Here is a 19,060-nt window from a genome sequence, read left to right on the forward strand (position 1 = left end):
GGCGCGGTCTAAGCACACGCCATGGCAATCGAAAAGAAAACCATCCGTCTGCTGATCCTGGAAGACTCGCAGAACGAAGCCGAGCGCCTGGTCAGCCTGTTTCGCAACTCGGGTCGTGCGACCCGCGTGCATCGCCTCGTCTCCAGCGATGACCTCGCCGAGGTCCTCCAGCAGAGCTGGGACCTGCTCATCGCCGCCCCCGAGAGTGACAACCTCTCCCCTGGCGAAGCCCTCAATGCCATTCGTCGTCAGGCCAAGGACATTCCCTTCATCCAGCTGGTGACGGAGAACGACTCGGACCTGATCACCGAAGCCTTGGCCCTCGGCGCCCAGGATGCCCTGCCCCAGGGCGAGGACGAGCGCCTGGTACTGGTCGCCAACCGCGAACTGGCCAACCTCGAAGAACGCCGCTCCCGCCGCGCCGCCGAAGTGAGCCTGCGTGAAGCGGAGAAGCGCTGCCAGCTGTTGCTGGACAGCTCGGTGGACGCCATCACCTACGTCCACGACGGCATGCACATCTACGCCAACCGCGCCTATGTCGAGATGTTCGGCTACGAGGATGCGGAAGAGCTGGAAGGCATGCCGATGATCGACCTGATCGCCAGCTGCGACCAGGTGGTGTTCAAGGACTTCCTCAAGAACTACCGCAGTGGCGACGGCAGCGCCGAGCTGACCTGCTCGGGCGCCAAGGTCGACGGCCAGAGCTTCCAGGCGCGCATGAGCTTCTCCCCCGCCACCTATGACGGCGAGCCCTGCATCCAGGTGGTGATCCGCGCGGAAACGGCCAGCGCCGAGCTGGAAGAGAAGCTGCGCGAGATCAGCAGCCAGGACCTGGTCACCGGCCTCTACAACCGCAACCACTTCAGCGAGCTGATGGACGCCGCCGCCGACCGCGCGGTGAATGCCGGCCAGCCCGCCTCCCTCGCCTACATCCGCGTCGACCGCTACTCCGGCCTGCAGGCGGATGTCGGCATCGCCGGCAGCGACCTGCTGCTCACCGACCTGGCCAACCTGCTGCGCGCCCACTTCCCGGCCGACGCCCAACTGGCGCGCTTCGGTGACGACGTGTTCAGCGTGCTGCAACCGGGCATCACCCCGGAGCAGGCCCGCGAAGGCCTGGGTACGCTGCTGAAGAAGGTCGAAGGCCACCTGTTCGACGTCAGCGGCCGCACCGTGCAGTTCAGCCTGTCCATCGGTGTCGCCGGCCTCAACGAAACCACGCCCAAGGCCCAGGAAGTGATCGATCGCGCCCATCGCTGCGCGGACGAGATCACCGACGGCAACGAAGTGCGCCTGTACAACCCGGCCAGCGAACTGGCCGCCGCCGCCAACCGCGGCAGCCTGGTGGCCATGGTCCAGCAGGCCCTGGAGAACAACAGCTTCCGCCTGCTGTTCCAGCCGATCATCAGCCTGCGCGGCGACAACTTCGAACACTACGAAGTCCTCCTGCGCCTGCTCAGCCCCCAGGGCGACGAAGTACCGCCAGCCGACTTCCTCGGCGCGGCGCGGGAAGCCGGGTTGGCCGAGAAGATCGACCGCTGGGTGATCCTCAACTCCATCAAGCTGCTGTCCGAGCACCGCTCCAAGGGCCACAGCACACGCCTGTTCGTGCACCTGTCCGGCGTCAGCCTGCAGGACCAGACCCTGCTACCGTGGCTCAGCGTCGCCCTCAAGGCCGCACGCCTGCCGTCCGATGCGCTGATCTTCCAGTTCAGCGAGCCGGACGCCATCGCCTACCTGAAGCAGGCCAAGGCACTGACCCAGGGCCTCGCCGAGCTGCATTGCCAGGTCGCCCTGAGCCAGTTCGGTTGCGCGCTCAACCCGTTCAACACGCTCAAGCACCTGAACATCGACTTCGTGAAAGTGGATGGCTCCTTCACCCAGGACCTGAGCAAGTCGGAAAGCCAGGAAGCGCTGAAGACCCTGCTCGCCAGCCTGCACTCCCAGGCCAAGCTGACCATCGTGCCCTATGTCGAGAGCGCCAGTGTCCTGGCCACCCTCTGGCAGGCCGGGGTCAACTACATCCAGGGCTACTACCTGCAGGGCCCGAGCCAGTCGATGGACTACGACTTCTCGTCCGGCGACGAATAAGCCGCCTTTCCAACCGCCCAAAGAAAAAGCCGCCCTCGGGCGGCTTTCTCGTTCAAGCAGCACTCACTCCAGGCCGTCGCGGTCGCGGAAGCCCAGCAGGTAGAGGATGCCATCCAGCCCCAGGGTGGAGATGGCCTGCTTGGCCGACTGCTTGACCAGCGGCTTGGCACGGAAGGCCACGCCCAGGCCCGCCAGGGCCAGCATCGGCAGGTCGTTGGCGCCATCGCCCACGGCGATGGTCTGCTCCAGGCGCAGCCCTTCCTTCTCCGCCAGCTCACGCAGCAGGTCGGCCTTGCGCTGGGCATCGACGATCGGCTCGACGGCCACGCCAGTGAGCTTGCCGTCCTCGATCTGCAGCTCGTTGGCGAACACGTAGTCGATACCCAGCTTGGCCTGCAGCTGCTTGGCGAAGTAGCTGAAGCCACCAGAGAGAATCGCGGTCTTGTAGCCGAGGCGCTTGAGCTCGGCGAACAGGGTCTCGGCGCCTTCGGTCAAGCGCAGCGAGGCGCCGATCTCTTCCAGCACGTCCTCGGAGAGGCCCTTGAGCAGCGCCAGGCGTTCCTTGAAGCTGGCACGGAAATCCAGCTCGCCGCGCATGGCGCGCTCGGTGATTTCTGCCACCTGCTCGCCGACGCCGGCGGCCTTGGCCAGCTCGTCGATCACCTCGGCCTCGATCAGCGTGGAATCCATGTCGAACACCGCCAGGCGGCGGTTGCGGCGGAACACCGAGTCGCGCTGGAAGGCGATGTCGACGTTCAGCTCCTGGGCCACGCTGAGGAATTCGGCACGCAGCGCCACCGGGTCGGCCGGCTCGCCGCGCACGGAAAACTCGATGCAGCCCTTGCCCTGGCTCGCCGGCATGTCCAGCGGCATGCGCCCGGACAGGCGATCGATATGGTCGATGTTCAGGCCGTACTTGGCGGTGATGGCGCTGACGCGCTGCAGTTGCTCGGCGGTGACCTTGCGGGTCAGCAGGGTCACCATGTGCCGGGGCTTGCCCTGGCCACCGACCCACACCTGGTAATCCTCCTCGGAAACCGGGGTGAAACGCACCTGCTGGTCCAGCTTGTAGGCCGTGAAAAGCACGTCCTTGAGCACGGAGGAAGCCTGCTCGGTATCGGGGATCTCCACCAGGATGCCGAACGACAGGGTGTCGTGGATGACCGCCTGGCCGATGTCGAGGATGTTCACCCCGCCCTGTGCGAGTACACCGGTAATCGCGGCGGTGAGGCCGGGACGGTCTTCCCCGGTGATGTTGATCAGGACTATTTCGCGCAAGGCGCACCTCCCGCAGTGGAAAAGGCGCACATTCTACCCACTTTCACGGTCTGACGAGCATGCCGGGCGCTTTGCCCTGCTAGGGGGCGCCGTTATACTGCGCCACAATTCCGTCCGAGAAGAGCCGAGCTCTGTGAACCGGCCTACGCCCGTCAAACCCGACAACTTCTTCCTGCTGATCTTCCACGCCCTGCGCCAGCGCCGTGTGCCGATCGCCTTGCGCATCGCCAGCCACAGCCTCCTGCTGGTAGCCCTGGCCCTGGTGATCTACGCCTGGGTGATGGGCATGCAGTTCAAGCAGGCGATGCAGCAGCAGGCCGACGCCCTGGGCCAGAGCCTGACCGCGCAGACCGCCGCTTCCGCCACCGAGCTGCTGGTGTCCAACGACATCCTCAGCCTCAACGTGCTGCTCAATAATCTGGTGAAGAACCCCCTGGTGGCCCATGCGGCCATCTACAGCGTGGACAACCGCATCCTCGCCGAAGCCGGCTCGCGCCCGAAGCAGGGCCTGCTGGGTGAGGTCGAAGGGTTGTATTCCACGCCCATCACCTTCCAGGAAGTGATAGCCGGGCACCTGCGCCTGAGCCTGGACATGCAGCAGTTCCAGCAGCCCATGACCATCAGCCTGCAGAGCATGGGCCTGCTCAGCCTCATCCTCCTGGCCCTGGCGCTGTCCCTCAGCCTGCGCCTCGGCCGGCACATCTCCACGCCGCTGCTGCAACTACGGGTGTGGCTGCGCGACCCGGACGACCCCGCACCCGGCGCTGGCCGCCAGGACGAAATCGGCGACCTTGCCCGCCAGCTGCAGGCACGCCTGGTGCCGGAGAAGCCCGAGCCCGAGCCGGAACCCGAGATCGAAGAACAGTACCTGGACGAGGAAGAAGACTTCCCCGAAGAGCAGGACGACGAGCCGGCCTTCGAGATCCGCGACCTGCGCGATGACAGCTACGACAGCGACGCCGTCGAGGAAGAGCGCCCCAGCCGCCTGTTCACCCCGGACGAGGACGACCCCTTCGCCGACCTGCGTCCGCGCGAGGAAGCGCGGCCCGTCGTGGCGACCCCGGAGCCGGAAGCCGAGCCCGAAGCGCGCGACGAGCTGCATCGCAGCGCCGTGCTGGCGGTCCAGCTGGGCGCCCAGGACCAACTGCGCCGCCTGCCCCGCACCCGCCTGCTGGACCTGCTGCAACGCTACCGTGACTGCCTCGACCAGGCCGCCCAGCTCTACCAGAGCGAACTGCACACCCTCAACGATGGCAGCAGCCTGATGCTGTTCCACAGTGCCGACAGCGGTGAGGACCACCTGACCCACGCGCTCTGCTGCGGCGAGCTGCTGCGTGCCCTCGGCCACGCCCTGCAGATCGAAGTGGCCGACAGTGGCATCACCTTGCAGCTGCAGCTCGGCCTGACCCTCGGCGACAGCCTCGCCGGCCTAGGCCAGGGCGACCTGCTGCTGGATGACACCACCCAGAACGCCCTGGCGCTGAGCCAGCACAGCCGCAACCTGCTGCTGGTGGAACGCGCCATCGCCGACGACGGCCTGGTGCGCCAGCGTGCCCGTGTACGCCCCATCGCCAGCCCGGAAGGCGCCTGCTGCGTCGAACGCCTGCTGGATCCCTACCCCTCGCTGCTGGAACGCCAGCTGGCCCGCATGCACGACGCCGGGCGCCGCTGAGCCCCCGGCGCCAAGGAAGGCGCCATGACCACCCTGATCACCCATCCCCTGCCCGTCCTCGCGGTGGGCATCGCCCTCGGCAGCCGCGTGATCCCGCCGCGCCTGCTCCTGGCCGGGCTGTTCTTCGCCTGCCTGCCGGACGCCGACGTCGCCGCCTTCAAGCTGGGCATCGCCTACGCCGACGCCTTCGGCCACCGGGGCTTCAGCCATTCGCTGCTGTTCGCCGGCTGCTGCGCCCTGTTCGGCGCCCTGATCGCCCCGCTGCTGCGCTGCGGCCCGCTGAAAGCCGGCCTGTTCGTCGGGCTCTCGACCCTCAGCCACAGCCTGCTGGACGCCCTGACCGACGGCGGCCTGGGCGTGGCCTGGTTCTGGCCCTGGGACCTGCAGCGCTACTTCCTGCCCTGGCGTCCCATCGAGGTGTCGCCCTTCATCGGTGGTTTCTTCACCCAGCGCGGCCTGGACGTGCTGCTCTCCGAAGCACGCTGGGTGGGCCTGCCCTGCCTGGTCCTGGCTCTCGGCGGCTTCGGCCTGCGACGCCTGTTCGGCAAGCGCCGCGCCGAGTGAACGCCCGGCTGATCAGCACAATTCGCAGCCCATGAAAAAGCCCGCATCAAGCGGGCTTTTTCGTGCATCTGCGGCGATCAGAAGCGGAACACTTCCACATCGGTGCGCACCGGGGCCGCCATGGGGATCTTCGGCGGAGCGGGCTCACGGGCACGTGCCGGGGCGGCAGTGGCCTTGCGCGGCTCTTCGGCGGCAGCGGCGGGCTGGCCGGCGAGGGGCTTGACCGCACCGGCCAGTTGCTCGGCCAGTTGTTGCAGCAGTTGGCTCTGGGCGCGCACCTGGTCGGCGGCGGTACCGCTGTGGGGCTGTTCCAGGCGCACCAGGCGGCTGTCACGCAGCTGGCCGGCCTTGTCCAGCACGCGCCACTGGGCTTCCAGCACCGCAGGGCGCTGGGGACCGGAATCGAGGCGGCTGATGCTCAGCAGCACCTGGATCTCGGGCGTGAAGCCGGGGTTGGCGGGGGCCAGGACCAGGCGCTGGCTGTCCAGGCGCCAGGACAGCTGGCGCAGCAGGAGCTGGTCGATGTCACCGGCCAGGCTGCCGGCCCAGCGACCATCGGTGGAGGCGGTTAGGCTGCCGTCGGGCTGGCGTTGCAGGAGGGTTTCGCGCTGCAGGTAGTCGGCAACCGAAACCGGCCCGAGCAGCACGGCCATGCCGGCGGACTGGTCCGGCAGTTCGGCGGTGCCGCTGTCGAGCTGGTACATGGGTACCGGCGCGTTGTGAACGCAACCGCCCAGGCCCAGAAGGCTGGTCAGCAGCGCCAACAAGGGAAGACGTTTCATCTTTCTCACCCAGGGCCGCCGCACGGCGACCCGCAATCGGATTCATTGACGTTCGGGGCGCCCGCCACAACCGCGTTCGGCCCGAGGGGACATATCATCCGCCAATGTGACGGATGACTCCAGCCTCGTGCGTCGAATGGCAGCCGACGAGCGGCAGGTGCAGGCTCAGCCCTGCACCTCGACCTGCAGCGCATCGACGCGCTGGAAGCCACGCGGCAGCTTGTTGCCACGGCGACCACGCTCGCCCTTGTAGTGCTCCAGGTCGTCGGCCTTGAGCGAAAGGGTGCGCTTGCCGGCCTGGAGCACCAGCGTAGCGCCGGCCGGCAAAACCGCCAGGTCGGTCAGGTATTCCTCGCGGCTGGCCACGCGATCGCCGGGGATGCCGATGATCTTGTTGCCCTTGCCCTTGGCCAGCTGTGGCAGGTCGGCGACCTTGAACAGCAGCAGGCGGCCTTCGGTGGTCACCGCCGCCAGCCAGTCTTCTTCGAGGCTGGTGAGCGGGCGCGGCGCAACCACCCGGGCGCCGGCGGGCAGGCTGACCAGGGCCTTGCCAGCCTTGTTCTTGGCCTGCAGGTCCTCGCCCTTGACCACGAAGCCGTAGCCGGCGTCCGAGGCGATCACGTAGAGCGCATCGTCCTCGGGCAACAGCACGCACTCGAAGGTCGCACCCGGCGGCGGGGTCAGGCGGCCGGTCAGCGGCTCGCCCTGGCCACGGGCGGACGGCAGGGTATGGGCCGCCAGCGAATAGCTGCGGCCGGTGGAGTCGATGAACACCGCGTACTGGTTGGAGCGCCCCGGGGCGGCGGCCTTGAATTCGTCGCCGGCCTTGTAGGACAGGCTGGTGGCGTCGATCTCGTGGCCCTTGGCCGAACGCACCCAGCCCTTCTCGGAGAGCACCACGGTGACCTTCTCGTTCGGCAGCAGGTCGTGCTCGGTGAGGGCCTTGGCCTCGGCGCGGGCGACGATGGGCGAACGGCGGTCGTCGCCGTACTTCTCGGCGTCCTCGAGGATTTCCTTGCGCACCAGCTTCTTCAGCTTGGTCTCGCTGCCCAGCAGGGCCAGGAGCTTGTCGCGCTCCTTGGCGAGTTCTTCCTGCTCGCCGCGGATCTGCATCTCCTCCAGGCGGGCCAGTTGGCGCAGGCGGGTCTCGAGGATGTACTCGGCCTGGACTTCGGTGAGCCCGAAGCGCTCCATCAGCACCGGCTTGGGCTGGTCCTCGGTGCGGATGATGCGGATCACTTCGTCGAGGTTGAGGAAGGCGATCAGGCGACCTTCCAGCAGGTGCAGGCGATGCTCCACCTTGTCCAGGCGGAACTGCAGGCGCCGGCGCACGGTGCCGACGCGGAAGGTCAGCCACTCGGTGAGCAGGGTGCGCAGGTCCTTGACCTGGGGTTTGCCGTCCAGGCCGATGATGTTGATGTTCACCCGGTAGGTGGACTCGAGATCGGTGCTGGCGAACAGGTGCTGCATCAGCGCTTCGTGATCCACCCGGCTGCTGGTGGGGATGATCACGATGCGGCAGGGGTTCTCGTGGTCGGACTCGTCACGCAGGTCGGCGATCTGCGGCGCCTTGGAGGGCTTGGCCTGCATCATCGCGGCGATCTGCTCCAGCACCTTGGCGCCGGAGACCTGGTGCGGCAGCGCGGTGACGACGATGTCGCCATCCTCGATCTGGTACACCGCGCGCATGCGCACCGAGCCACGACCGGTCTCGTAGATCTTCAGCAGGTCGGCACGCGGCGTGATGATTTCCGCCTCGGTCGGGTAGTCCGGCCCGGGGATGTGCTCGCACAGCTGCTCGACGGTGGCCTTCGGCTCGTCCAGCAGGCGCACGCAGGCAGCGGCGACTTCACGCAGGTTGTGCGGCGGCACGTCGGTGGCCATGCCCACGGCGATGCCGGTGGTGCCGTTGAGCAGGATGTTCGGCAGGCGTGCCGGCAGTACCAGCGGCTCGTTCAGGGTGCCGTCGAAGTTCGGGCCCCAGTCCACGGTGCCCTGGCCCAGCTCGGTGAGCAGCACTTCGGAGTAGCGCGACAGGCGCGCCTCGGTATAACGCATGGCGGCGAAGGATTTGGGGTCGTCCGGCGCACCCCAGTTGCCCTGGCCATCCACCAGCGTGTAGCGGTAGCTGAAGGGCTGGGCCATCAGCACCATGGCCTCGTAGCAGGCCGAATCGCCATGGGGGTGGAACTTGCCGAGCACGTCGCCGACGGTACGCGCCGACTTCTTGTGCTTGGAGTCGGCGTCCAGGCCCAGCTCGCCCATGGCATAGACGATGCGCCGCTGCACGGGCTTGAGGCCGTCGCCGATGTGCGGCAGGGCGCGGTCCATGATCACGTACATGGAATAGTTGAGATAGGCCTGTTCGGTGAACTCGGCGAGGGAGCGGCGCTCCACGCCTTCCAGGCTCAGATCGAGGGGTTCGCTCATGCGTGCCTCACGGTGACATGTGTTGGCGCAGCACCAGGGTGCCGTCGCGCTGGGTGAATTCGAGTTGTTTGAGGGCGCTCATGCCGAGCAGCACCTCGTCGCCGTCCATGCCCGGGGCGATGATCGCGGGCACGTCGGCGAGGACGATCTCCCCCAGCTGCAGCTCGCGCAGCCGGGTGCGATGGCCGCTGCTGCGGCCGTTCGCGGTACTCAGGGTGATGGGTTCGCCGGGCTCCAGGCCCAGTTCGCCGGCCAGGGCTTCGGGCACCGCCACGGCGGTGGCACCGGTATCCAGCAGGAAGGTCACCTGCTGGCCGTCGATGCGCCCATTCATCAGGTAATGGCCCTGGCGGCTGCTGGCCAGGCGCACTTCCACATAGCCGTCGCCGCGTACGGACTCGGGCACCTGGTTGGGGTTGCGCTGGCCATCTTCCCAGCGACCGAAGAAGTGCGTGGCCAGGAGCATGGCGATGCCCCAGGCGAGGATCAGCATGACCCTCCCCGCGCGCTTGCCCGGCGCTTGCTCACTCATGGCGCTTCCCAGCCTCCAGTGGGTTTGGCGAAGCGCCAGACGATGGGCCGCTGCTCACCATCGGCGCGGGCCTTGCCGCCGTTGTCGAGGACGATCCAGGCGCCGTCGGCGTCCACCCACAACCCTTCCGCCAGGCCCCAATCGACCTCATAACGGCGAGGCGGCGTGAGCGCCTCGGCAGCGAAGGACCAGCACCGCTCGACGCTGCCCTTGGCCGGGTCGCGGCGGCAGATGCGGTGGGCGTGGCGCTCCAGGGTGAACAGCTTGCCCTTGTGCAGCGCCAGGTCGGAGAAGTCCTTGGACATGGGCACGGCCCGGCCCAGGTCGGGCGGAGGGATGTCCTCGCCGGCCTCGCTGAACAGCACGCAACCACCGGCGCACGCCCAGGTGGACGGCTTCTTGTGCAGCACCATCAGGCCGCGGCGCTCACGCTCGGCCGCCAGCCACAGGCGCTCGCCAGCCGGGTCGATGGCGATGCCTTCCAGCAACGCATTGAAGTGCAGCAGCATGCCGCTGGCGCGCGCCTGGCGAACCAGGCTTGCGGAGAGGCGCAGCCACTCGGCGTTGCCCACGGCGTTCACCTGCAGCACGGCAGCATGGGCTTCGCTGACCAGGTAGCGATTGCCGGCGGCGTCACAGGTGATGCCTTCGAAATCCAGCTCGTTGCCACGCACCAGGTTCATCGCCCAGGTGCGCGCACGCACGCCCCAGGGCAAACCGCTCTCGGGCGGCGGCGGCGCGGCGAAGAGTTCGGCCTCCGCACGCATCACGCCGTCGACCGCCGTCAGGTGGAACAGACGGTCGTCGATCCGGTCGGACACCACCAGCAGCTCCTTGCCGCAAAGCGCGATGCCGGAAAGGTTGCCTTCGGCGACACCCTCCACCGGGTACTCGGCACTGAGCTTGAGCTCCTCGATAGGCGACGCGGCCCAGAGAGGCGAGGCGACCAGCAGCAGGGCGAGAAGGAAGCTCGCCTTCACGCCAGGACCTCGGCCAGGTTGCCCTTGGATTCCAGCCAGGACTTGCGGTCGCTGGCGCGCTTCTTCGCCAGCAGCATGTCCATCATCTCGTGGGTACCCTCGCCGTCTTCCAGGGTCAGTTGCACCAGGCGGCGGGTGTTCGGGTCCATGGTGGTTTCGCGCAGCTGCAACGGGTTCATCTCGCCCAGGCCCTTGAATCGGGTGACCTGGGGCTTGCCGCGCTTCTTCTCGGCCGCCAGGCGGTCGAGGATGCCGTCACGCTCGGCGTCGTCCAGGGCGTAGTAGATTTCCTTGCCCAGGTCGATGCGGTACAGCGGCGGCATGGCCACGTAGACGTGCCCGGCTTCCACCAGCGGGCGGAAGTGGCGGACGAACAGCGCGCACAGCAGGGTGGCGATGTGCAGGCCGTCGGAGTCGGCGTCGGCGAGGATGCAGATCTTGCCGTAGCGCAGCTGGGCGACGTCCGGGGTGCCCGGGTCGACGCCGATGGCCACGGCGATGTCGTGCACTTCCTGGCTGGCGAGCACTTCGCCGCCATCCACTTCCCAGGTGTTCAGGATCTTGCCGCGCAGCGGCATGATCGCCTGGAACTCCTTGTCGCGGGCCTGTTTGGCCGAGCCGCCGGCGGAGTCACCCTCCACCAGGAACAGCTCGGAACGCATCGGGTCCTGGCCGGCACAGTCGGCCAGCTTGCCCGGCAATGCGGGGCCCTGGGTGATCTTCTTGCGCTCGACCTTCTTGCCCGCCTTGAGGCGACGCCCGGCGTTGCTGATGGCCAGCTCCGCCAGTTGCAGCCCCAGCTCCGGGTGAGCGTTGAGCCAGAGGCTGAAGGCATCCTTGACCACGCCACCGACGAAGGCGGCGGCCTCGCGGGAGGACAGGCGCTCCTTGGTCTGGCCGGAGAATTGCGGGTCCTGCATCTTCATCGAGAGGACGAAGGCGATGCGCTCCCAGACGTCTTCCGGGGCCAGCTTGACGCCACGGGGCAGCAGGTTGCGGAATTCGCAGAACTCGCGCATGGCATCCAGCAGGCCCTGGCGCAGGCCGTTCACATGGGTGCCGCCCTGGGCGGTGGGAATCAGGTTGACGTAGCTTTCCTGCAGGGATTCGCCGCCCTCGGGCAACCACAGCAGGGCCCAGTCCACAGCCTCCTTGTCACCGGCCAGGTTGCCGATGAAGGGCTCGTCCGGCAGGCGCTGGAACTCGCTGACGGCATCGACCAGGTAGGAGCGCAGGCCGTCTTCGTAGTGCCACTCGATGCGCTCGCCGCTGGCCTTGTCCTCGAAGGTCACCGAGAGGCCCGGGCAGAGCACGGCCTTGGCCTTGAGCACGTGCTTGAGGCGGCTGACGGAGAACTTGTGCGAATCGAAATACTTGGCGTCGGGCCAGAAATGCACGCTGGTGCCGGTGTTGCGCTTGCCGACGCTGCCGATCACTTCCAGGTCGCTGGACTTGAAGCCGTCGGCGAAGGTCATGCGGTATTCGCTGCCATCGCGCTTGACCCGTACCTCGACCTGGGTCGAGAGGGCGTTCACCACCGAGATGCCCACGCCGTGCAGGCCGCCGGAGAACTGGTAGTTCTTGTTGGAGAACTTGCCGCCCGCGTGGAGCTTGGTGAGGATCAGCTCGACACCGGGCACGCCCTCTTCGGGGTGGATGTCCACCGGCATGCCGCGGCCGTCGTCGATCACTTCCAGCGAGTTGTCCTCATGGAGGATCACCTGCACGCTCTTGGCGTGCCCGGCCAGGGCCTCGTCGACGCTGTTGTCGATGACTTCCTGGGCCAGGTGGTTGGGCCGGCTGGTGTCGGTGTACATGCCCGGGCGCTTGCGCACCGGGTCGAGGCCGGAAAGGACTTCGATGGCGTCTGCGTTATAAGCGTTCTGCTGGGCCATGGGGTCTCTTCGTCAAAGGGTGGAAAAGTCGATATCACGCCATAACTGGGCGGGAAAACCGGCGTACGCCAGCAAGGCCGGCAGGTGGGCAGGGAATTGCTGGAAACCATGGTCGCCACCGGCCTCGATGCGCAGGGCGCAGGCGCGGTAGTAGCGCTCGGCATGGCGGTAATCCAGGGTTTCGTCGGCCGTCTGCAACCACACCTGGTAGCGGGCCGGGTCCTGCGGGGGCGGTACCTCGAGCTCGGCCAGGGCATCCACATGCGCCTGCGTCAGCTCCCAGGTCTCGCCGCTGTAATAGTTCTTCTGCGGTCCCAGTTGGCCATCGAACAACCGGTGCGGGGCCACCGCCGGGTTGATCAGGACGGCCCTGAGCCCGTGCCGCTCGGCCAGGTGGGTCGCATAGTAGCCGCCCAGGGAGCTGCCTACCAGCGTCGGCCGACCCAGCGCGGCCAGGGCCTCCTCGAGTTGCGCGATGGCCTCGCGCGGCTGGTGGTGCAGGGCCGGCACACGCAGCCGCTCGACCAGGCCCAGGCGCTGCATGAGCGCGCTGAGCTGGCGCGCCTTCTGCGACTCGGGCGAGCTATTGAAGCCGTGGATATAGAGAAGGGAGGGTTGTTCGGTCGACACGCGGCATCCTGCAAGTCTGGCGGGCAAGCTGTACTTCTTGCCGTGCCGCAGCGCGAAGGTCAATAACCTTTGACGCTGTAATCCACTTCGAAGTCGATACCGGTCACCCGCGACACGCCGGTTTCCAGCACGCCGTCGTCCCGCAGGCGCAGCCAGCGGTAGCCCGGCGCCTCGGTGTCGACCTGGAACTCCTCGCTGCCCGGCGCGAACTGCACGCAGGTGGAAGGCGACGCCAGCAGGCGCACGCCCTTGCGCATCTGGTCGAACTCCTGATGCACATGGCCCCAGAGCACGGCGCGCACCTGGGGGAAGCGGTCCAGCACGGTGAACAGGGCATCCGGGTTGCGTACGCCGATCGGGTCCATCCAGCGGCAGCCGATGGGCACCGGGTGATGGTGGAAGCTGATCAGCACATGCTTGTCCGGCGCCTCGCTCACGGCGCGCTCCAGCAGCTCCAGCTGTTCCGGCGGCATGTGCCCGGGCACGGCACCGCTGATGGTGGAATCCAGCAACACCACGCGCCACGCCGGGAAGTCGATGATCGGTTCGAGCAGGTCGGTGCCGGCACAGACCTGCTCCATCACCTGGACTTCATCATGGTTGCCGGGGAACCAGCGGCTGTTGGCGGGGATTACCGAGCACAGATCGCGAAAGCGCTCGTAGGACTCGATGCTGCCATCCTGGGACAGGTCGCCGGTGGCCAGCACCAGGTCGATGCGTGGCTGTTCTTCCAGTACCCGCTCGATCACCCGCTGCAGGCTGTCGGAGGTATTCATGCCCAGGAGTCGTCCGTCCTCTTCGGCAAATAGATGACTATCGGAAAGCTGCACCAGCAGCACCGATGAATCAATGGCGAGAGTGGACGCGCTCGACAAGGCGGTCTCCTTGGGCGAAATCATGTGAATTATGGTGGTTCAGGCGTGAAACGGTAAACCCGAGAACCGGGACTGGATCACATTAGCGAGCGCCAGGAAATCGGCAGGGGGCGGATTTTCTAAAGCACGGGTTCCAGTTCGTGGCCACAGGCCAGGCAATGGCTGAGCCATTCACCGAGGAAAAGGTTGAGCTGGCTCTTCTCGTCGGGCTGGTGCATATCGGCGTTCGGGTAGGGGTAGAAGCTGCGCAGGCGCCGGGCATTCTCGGCGCTGACCACCTCGGCCATGCGCGCATCGTGGTAGACGCGCACCTCCAGCTGCGGGGACGGCAGCCAGGGCAGGCTGAGCTCCTGGCGCACCTTGAGCGTGGTGGTGTAGGGGCAGGCTTCGACCACATCCAGCGCCAGCACCCCCACCAGGCGTTCGCCCTGGCTGAGGGCCACGCGGCGCGAAGACTGGGCTTCGCGCATGTGCGGCAGCAATCGCATCAGCCGGGCATAGTTCGCCTCGCAGGCCGCTTGCAGCCCGACGAGGTCCACCCGGTAGCGATCGCGCAACAGATTCACGTCCACATCCCCCGAACTTCATCCCGGTTCAGTGCCAGCCATTGCAGGGCGATGATGGCGGCGGCGTTGATGATCCGGCCGTCGCGCAGCGCGGCCAGGGCATCGGCGAAGGACAGCACGTGGACGCGGATGTCCTCGCCCTCTTCCGCCAGACCGTGCACGCCACCGGCAGCGCCGCTGTCGCAGCGCCCGACGTAGAGATGCACGAATTCGTCCGATCCCCCTGGAGAAGGATAATAGGCGGTGATCGGCCACAACGACGTCAGCGTCAGGTCGGCCTCCTCGACGGCCTCACGGCGGGCCACCTCATCCGGCTCCTCGTCCTTGTCGATCAGCCCGGCCACCAGCTCCAGCATCCAGGGGTTGGCACTTTTCTGCATGGCGCCGACGCGGAACTGCTCGATCAGCACCACCTGGTCGCGTTGCGGGTCGTAGGGCAGCACGCACACGGCATCGTGGCGCACGAAGAGCTCGCGGCTGAGGGTCGGCCCCATCTCCCCGGAGAACTGGCGATGACGCAGGTGCAGGCGATCCAGGCGATAGAAGCCACGGAAGCATTCTTCGCGCTTGATGATCTCGACCGCGTCCGGTCCGGGTTTGAAGGTATCTATCATCTGCGTCTCACTCGATCTGATGGTCCCGCTTTTCGCGCATCCTACTCTGGCGACTCGCCTTGCGCAGCCTCTTTGCAGATGGATTCGCGGCTGGGATCATGGCCCCCCGCGAGCGAACTCGAACCGCACCAGGCAGTCGAAGCTCGCAATCCATAACGACTCCCCACCCGATGACGAATTCAATCCCGATGCACAAGAAACTGCTCCTTCTCGGCTTCGCCCTCCTCCTCGGCGCCTGCCAGGCCCTGACGCCCGGCGACAGCGGCCTGGCCGTCAAGCGCGATGCCTGGGAGCACCTCAAGCCCGGTTGCCAGGGCGACAGCTGCCCGCTGGTGAACATCGACGTCATCAGCTTTCCCGATCACCCGCAGCTCAGCGAACTGGTGACCCAGCGCCTGCTGCGCATGACCGCCGACGCACCGGATGCACCGCTGCCGGCCTCCCTGCAGTCCTACGAAAAGGACTTCCTGCAACGCGCCGAACCGGGCTGGGCCAGCTACCTGCAAGCCAAGGTGCGTGAACAACGTGACCAATTGACCATCATCGAACTGTCCAGCTACCTGGCCACCGGCGGCGCCCACGGCATGCCCGGGCGCGGCCTGATCAACTACGACCGCACGCTGGACAAGGTGCTGACCCTGCGCGACATGCTCATCCCCGGCCAGGAAGCCGAGTTCTGGAAGCTCGCCGAGCAGGCCCACCAGCGTTGGCTGGTCGCCAACAAGCTGGACCAGGATCCGGAATACGCGAGCACCTGGCCCTTCCAGCGCACCGAGCACATCGCCCTCGGCCGTGGCGCGCTGCTGCTCAAGTACGACGTCTACAGCATCGCGCCCTACGCCGGCGGGCACCCGGAGCTGACCATCCCCTACCCGCAACTCAACGGGATACTGAAGCCGCAATACTTCCCCGGCCGCGGCTGAGGGAGCCCAGCACGAACTGCAGCCCGCCGGCCAGTAGCAGCGCCGGCAGGGTGGCGCCCACCTCGGGCATGAAGTTCGCCAGCAGGTGGTAGACGGTCACACCGCAGGCCCAGGCGGTCAGCGTGTCCCAACGCAGGGCCCGGCGCGGTGCCAGCTCCTCGCGACGGCGACGCAGCACGAAGTGATCCACCAGCACCACGCCAAACAGCGGCGCGAACACCGAGCCGATCAGCAGCAGGAAGTTCTGGTACTCGGCCAGCGGCGCGAACCAGGCGATCAAGGTGCACAGCGCGCCGATGGCCAGGGCCAGGTGCTCCACCTTCACCGGCACCAGGATGCCGCTGGAAACCGCCGCCGAATGGATGTCGGCGAAGGCGTTCTCCGACTCGTCCAGCAGGATCAGCAGCAGCGGGATGCCCAGGCCGGCACCGGCCAGTGCCAGCAACAGTGCGTTGACCTCGCCGCTCGGGGCGAAGGCCAGGGTGTAGGCGACGCCCAGGCTCATCAGCCAGAAGTTGCCGAGGAAGAAGCCCAGGGCGGTGCCGCCGAACACATTGCGTGCGCGCTTGCCGAAACGCGAGTAGTCGGCGATCAGCGGCAGCCAGGACAGCGGCATGGCGATGGCGATGTCGAAGCCCAGTGCGAAGGGCAGCGAGCCGTCGCCGCTACGCGCCCAGATGGCGCCCAGGTCGGCCTTGTCGAACAGGTTCCAGGTCAGCCAGATGCAGGCGCCCAGCAGCAGCCAGATGCCCCACTTGCGCAGCACGCGGCGCACGAAGGTGAGCGGGCCGGTTACCGCCAGCAGGGTGGCCAGGGCGCCGAAGAACAGGGTCCAGAGCGCCGGCGAGGCCAAGGCGCTGCCCTCGCCCCAGGCACGGCCGGCCAGCAGGCTGGCGGCATCGCGCATGACGATGATTTCGAATGCGCCCCACCCCACCAGCTGCAGGAGGTTGAGCAGCGCCGGCAGCACTGCGCCGCGCTTGCCCAGGGCAAGGCCGAGGGTGCCCATGGCGGAGAGGCCGGTGTCGCTGCCGATCACCGCAGCAGCGCCCAGCAACAACACGCCAACGGCGGTGCCGCAGGCGATGGCCGCCAGTGAGCCGGCCAGGCCGAGCCCCGGCGCCAGCAGCGCGCCGAGCTGCAGCACCATCAGGCCGACGCCGAGGGAGAACCAGAGGGAGAACAGATCACGCGCGCCGAATACGCGCTGGCCGGCGGGAACCGGCAGGGTCGGCGAGTAGCTGGGAGTGGTCACGATGACGAAGGCCCTGAAGGTTGAACGCAGAAGGCCCGGCACATTGCGCCGGGCCCGTTGGCTGTAGCCGCGAGGTCGGTCAGACCTGCTTGTAGATCACCGAGCCTTCGTCCTTGAAGCGCGCCGCCTGCTCCTGGAAGCCCGCCTCGATGGCGCGGCTTTCCTCGGAGAGGCCATTCTCCTTGGCGTAGTCGCGCACCTCCTGGGTGATCTTCATGGAGCAGAACTTCGGCCCGCACATGGAGCAGAAGTGCGCCACCTTGGCCGAGTCCTTCGGCAGGGTTTCGTCGTGGAAGGCGCGCGCGGTGTCCGGGTCGAGGCCGAGGTTGAACTGGTCTTCCCAGCGGAACTCGAAGCGCGCCTTGCTCAGGGCGTTGTCGCGGATCTGCGCGCCCGGGTGGCCCTTGGCGAGGTCGGCGGCGTGGGCGGCGATCTTGTAGGTGATGATCCCGGTCTTCACGTCATCCTTATTCGGCAGGCCCAGGTGCTCCTTGGGCGTGACGTAGCAGAGCATGGCGCAACCGAACCAGCCGATCATGGCGGCGCCGATGCCGCTGGTGATGTGGTCGTAGCCGGGTGCGATGTCGGTGGTCAGCGGGCCGAGGGTGTAGAACGGCGCCTCGTCGCAGCACTCCAGCTGCTTGTCCATGTTCTCCTTGATCAGCTGCATGGGCACATGGCCGGGGCCTTCGATCATGCACTGCACGTCGTGCTTCCAGGCGATCTTGGTCAGCTCGCCGAGGGTCTCCAGCTCACCGAACTGCGCGGCATCGTTGGCGTCGGCGATGGAGCCCGGACGCAGGCCATCGCCCAGCGAGAAGCTGACGTCGTAGGCCTTCATGATTTCGCAGATTTCCTCGAAGTGGGTATAGAGGAAGTTCTCCTGGTGATGCGCCAGGCACCACTTGGCCATGATCGAGCCGCCACGGGACACGATGCCGGTGACGCGCTTGGCGGTCAGCGGCACGTAGCGCAGCAGCACGCCGGCATGGATGGTGAAGTAGTCGACGCCCTGCTCGGCCTGCTCGATCAGCGTGTCGCGGAACAGCTCCCAGGTCAGGTTCTCGGCGATGCCGCCGACCTTCTCCAGCGCCTGGTAGATCGGCACGGTGCCGATGGGCACCGGCGAGTTGCGGATGATCCACTCGCGGGTCTCGTGGATGTGCTTGCCGGTGGACAGGTCCATCACCGTGTCCGAGCCCCAGCGGATGCCCCAGGTCAGCTTGGCCACTTCTTCCTCGATGGAGGAGCCCAGGGCCGAGTTGCCGATGTTGCCGTTGATCTTCACCAGGAAGTTGCGGCCGATGATCATCGGCTCCAGCTCGGTGTGGTTGATGTTGGCGGGAATGATGGCGCGGCCGCGGGCGATTTCGTCACGCACGAACTCGGGGGTGATCACCGCAGGGATGCTGGCGCCGAAGCTGTGCCCGGCGTGCTGCTCCTTGAGCAGGCCGGCGGCGCGCGCCTCGGCCAGCTTCATGTTCTCGCGGATGGCGACGAACTCCATCTCCGGGGTGATGATCCCCTGGCGGGCATAGTGCATCTGGCTGACGTTGCGCCCGGCCTTGGCCCGGCGCGGGTTGCGCACGTGGGCGAAGCGCATGGCGGTCAGCTCGGGGCTGGCCAGGCGCTCCTGGCCGAAGCTGGAGGACAGGCCGGCGAGCAGCTCGGTGTCGCCACGGTCATCGATCCATTTCGAGCGGACGTCGGCCAGGCCCTTGCGCACGTCGATGGTCACGCTCGGGTCGGTGTAGGGGCCGGAGGTGTCGTAGACCATCACCGGGGCGTTGATCTCGCCGCCGAAGGCAGTGGGGGTCACGTCCAGGCTGATCTCGCGCATCGGCACGCGGATGTCCGGGCGCGAACCCTGCACGTAGATCTTCTGGGAACGGGGGAAAGGCTGGATGGATTGCTGGTCGACCTGGGCGCTCTCGCTCAGGTTCGCTTGTTGTTTTGCAGTCATCGGCTAGCTC

Annotated in this window: 16 protein-coding genes; 4 read left to right on the plus strand and 12 right to left on the minus strand. The window is 67.1% G+C overall.

The genetic code is table 11. From position 1 onward, the window contains the following. Window positions 1-21: 21 nt before the first annotated feature. On the plus strand, window positions 22-2,091 hold the full coding sequence (locus tag RTW82_RS14840; protein WP_316925544.1) for an EAL domain-containing protein: 2,070 nt from the start codon (window positions 22-24) through the stop codon (window positions 2,089-2,091). A 63-nt stretch (window positions 2,092-2,154) separates the two neighbouring features. On the opposite strand, the gene serB is transcribed toward RTW82_RS14840, so the two are convergent. Then, on the minus strand, window positions 2,155-3,369 hold the full coding sequence (gene serB / locus RTW82_RS14845) for a phosphoserine phosphatase SerB (protein ID WP_043242384.1): 1,215 nt from the start codon (window positions 3,367-3,369) through the stop codon (window positions 2,155-2,157). Window positions 3,370-3,502: 133 nt separating this feature from the next. Between serB and RTW82_RS14850 the strand changes: the two genes are divergently transcribed. Beyond that, window positions 3,503-5,041 (plus strand): AhpA/YtjB family protein, encoded by a 1,539-nt coding sequence (locus RTW82_RS14850; RefSeq protein ID WP_316925545.1) that lies wholly within the window; start codon window positions 3,503-3,505, stop codon window positions 5,039-5,041. Window positions 5,042-5,065: 24 nt separating this feature from the next. Continuing rightward, on the plus strand, window positions 5,066-5,605 hold the full coding sequence (locus RTW82_RS14855) for a metal-dependent hydrolase (protein WP_263403782.1): 540 nt from the start codon (window positions 5,066-5,068) through the stop codon (window positions 5,603-5,605). A gap of 77 nt (window positions 5,606-5,682) precedes the next feature. On the opposite strand, the gene RTW82_RS14860 is transcribed toward RTW82_RS14855, so the two are convergent. From RTW82_RS14860 to RTW82_RS14900, 9 genes are all read right to left on the minus strand, one after another. After that, on the minus strand, window positions 5,683-6,387 hold the full coding sequence (locus RTW82_RS14860) for a PqiC family protein (RefSeq protein ID WP_316925546.1): 705 nt from the start codon (window positions 6,385-6,387) through the stop codon (window positions 5,683-5,685). Window positions 6,388-6,552: 165 nt separating this feature from the next. Further along, window positions 6,553-8,817: a DNA topoisomerase IV subunit A gene (parC, locus tag RTW82_RS14865; RefSeq protein WP_316925547.1), complete on the minus strand. Its 2,265-nt coding sequence runs from the start codon at window positions 8,815-8,817 to the stop codon at window positions 6,553-6,555. Window positions 8,818-8,824: 7 nt separating this feature from the next. Beyond that, entirely contained in the window at window positions 8,825-9,349 is a 525-nt protein-coding gene (locus RTW82_RS14870; RefSeq protein WP_316925548.1) for a TIGR02281 family clan AA aspartic protease, read from the minus strand. Then, window positions 9,346-10,329, minus strand: coding sequence for an esterase-like activity of phytase family protein (locus RTW82_RS14875; protein ID WP_316925549.1), 984 nt, complete (start codon window positions 10,327-10,329; stop codon window positions 9,346-9,348). The genes RTW82_RS14870 and RTW82_RS14875 overlap by 4 nt, the downstream gene beginning before the upstream one ends. Continuing rightward, complete coding sequence (gene parE, locus RTW82_RS14880; protein WP_316925550.1) at window positions 10,326-12,224, minus strand: DNA topoisomerase IV subunit B; 1,899 nt, start codon at window positions 12,222-12,224, stop codon at window positions 10,326-10,328. Before parE ends, RTW82_RS14875 begins: the two co-directional genes overlap by 4 nt. A 12-nt stretch (window positions 12,225-12,236) precedes the next feature. Further along, the gene (locus tag RTW82_RS14885) at window positions 12,237-12,854 is read right to left on the minus strand and encodes a YqiA/YcfP family alpha/beta fold hydrolase (protein ID WP_316925551.1); all 618 of its coding nucleotides are present in this window, start codon (window positions 12,852-12,854) and stop codon (window positions 12,237-12,239) included. A gap of 59 nt (window positions 12,855-12,913) precedes the next feature. Next, window positions 12,914-13,753 carry a 3',5'-cyclic-AMP phosphodiesterase gene (cpdA, locus tag RTW82_RS14890; protein ID WP_184490550.1) on the minus strand — a complete coding sequence of 280 codons (840 nt, stop codon included), beginning with the start codon at window positions 13,751-13,753 and terminating at the stop codon, window positions 12,914-12,916. A 95-nt stretch (window positions 13,754-13,848) separates the two neighbouring features. Then, window positions 13,849-14,301, minus strand: coding sequence for a DUF1249 domain-containing protein (locus tag RTW82_RS14895; protein WP_021219768.1), 453 nt, complete (start codon window positions 14,299-14,301; stop codon window positions 13,849-13,851). Continuing rightward, a complete protein-coding gene (locus RTW82_RS14900) occupies window positions 14,292-14,909 on the minus strand; it encodes an NUDIX domain-containing protein (RefSeq protein ID WP_184490551.1) in 618 nt (205 codons plus the stop codon). The genes RTW82_RS14895 and RTW82_RS14900 overlap by 10 nt, the downstream gene beginning before the upstream one ends. Before the next feature lie 200 nt (window positions 14,910-15,109). Here RTW82_RS14900 and RTW82_RS14905 point away from each other — a divergent pair, with 200 nt between their 5' ends. Then, window positions 15,110-15,832 carry an RsiV family protein gene (locus RTW82_RS14905; RefSeq protein ID WP_410478806.1) on the plus strand — a complete coding sequence of 241 codons (723 nt, stop codon included), beginning with the start codon at window positions 15,110-15,112 and terminating at the stop codon, window positions 15,830-15,832. Here the strand turns inward: RTW82_RS14905 and cytX are convergent. Then, window positions 15,789-17,087: a putative hydroxymethylpyrimidine transporter CytX gene (gene cytX / locus RTW82_RS14910; protein ID WP_316925553.1), complete on the minus strand. Its 1,299-nt coding sequence runs from the start codon at window positions 17,085-17,087 to the stop codon at window positions 15,789-15,791. The two genes, RTW82_RS14905 and cytX, sit on opposite strands and share 44 nt — an antisense overlap. Window positions 17,088-17,166: 79 nt before the next feature. Beyond that, a complete protein-coding gene (thiC, locus tag RTW82_RS14915; RefSeq protein ID WP_263403791.1) occupies window positions 17,167-19,050 on the minus strand; it encodes a phosphomethylpyrimidine synthase ThiC in 1,884 nt (627 codons plus the stop codon). Between the last annotated feature and the right edge of the window lie 10 nt (window positions 19,051-19,060).

It is taken from the genome of Pseudomonas sp. zfem005 (assembly GCF_032621735.1).
Lineage (GTDB): Bacteria > Pseudomonadota > Gammaproteobacteria > Pseudomonadales > Pseudomonadaceae > Metapseudomonas > Metapseudomonas solani.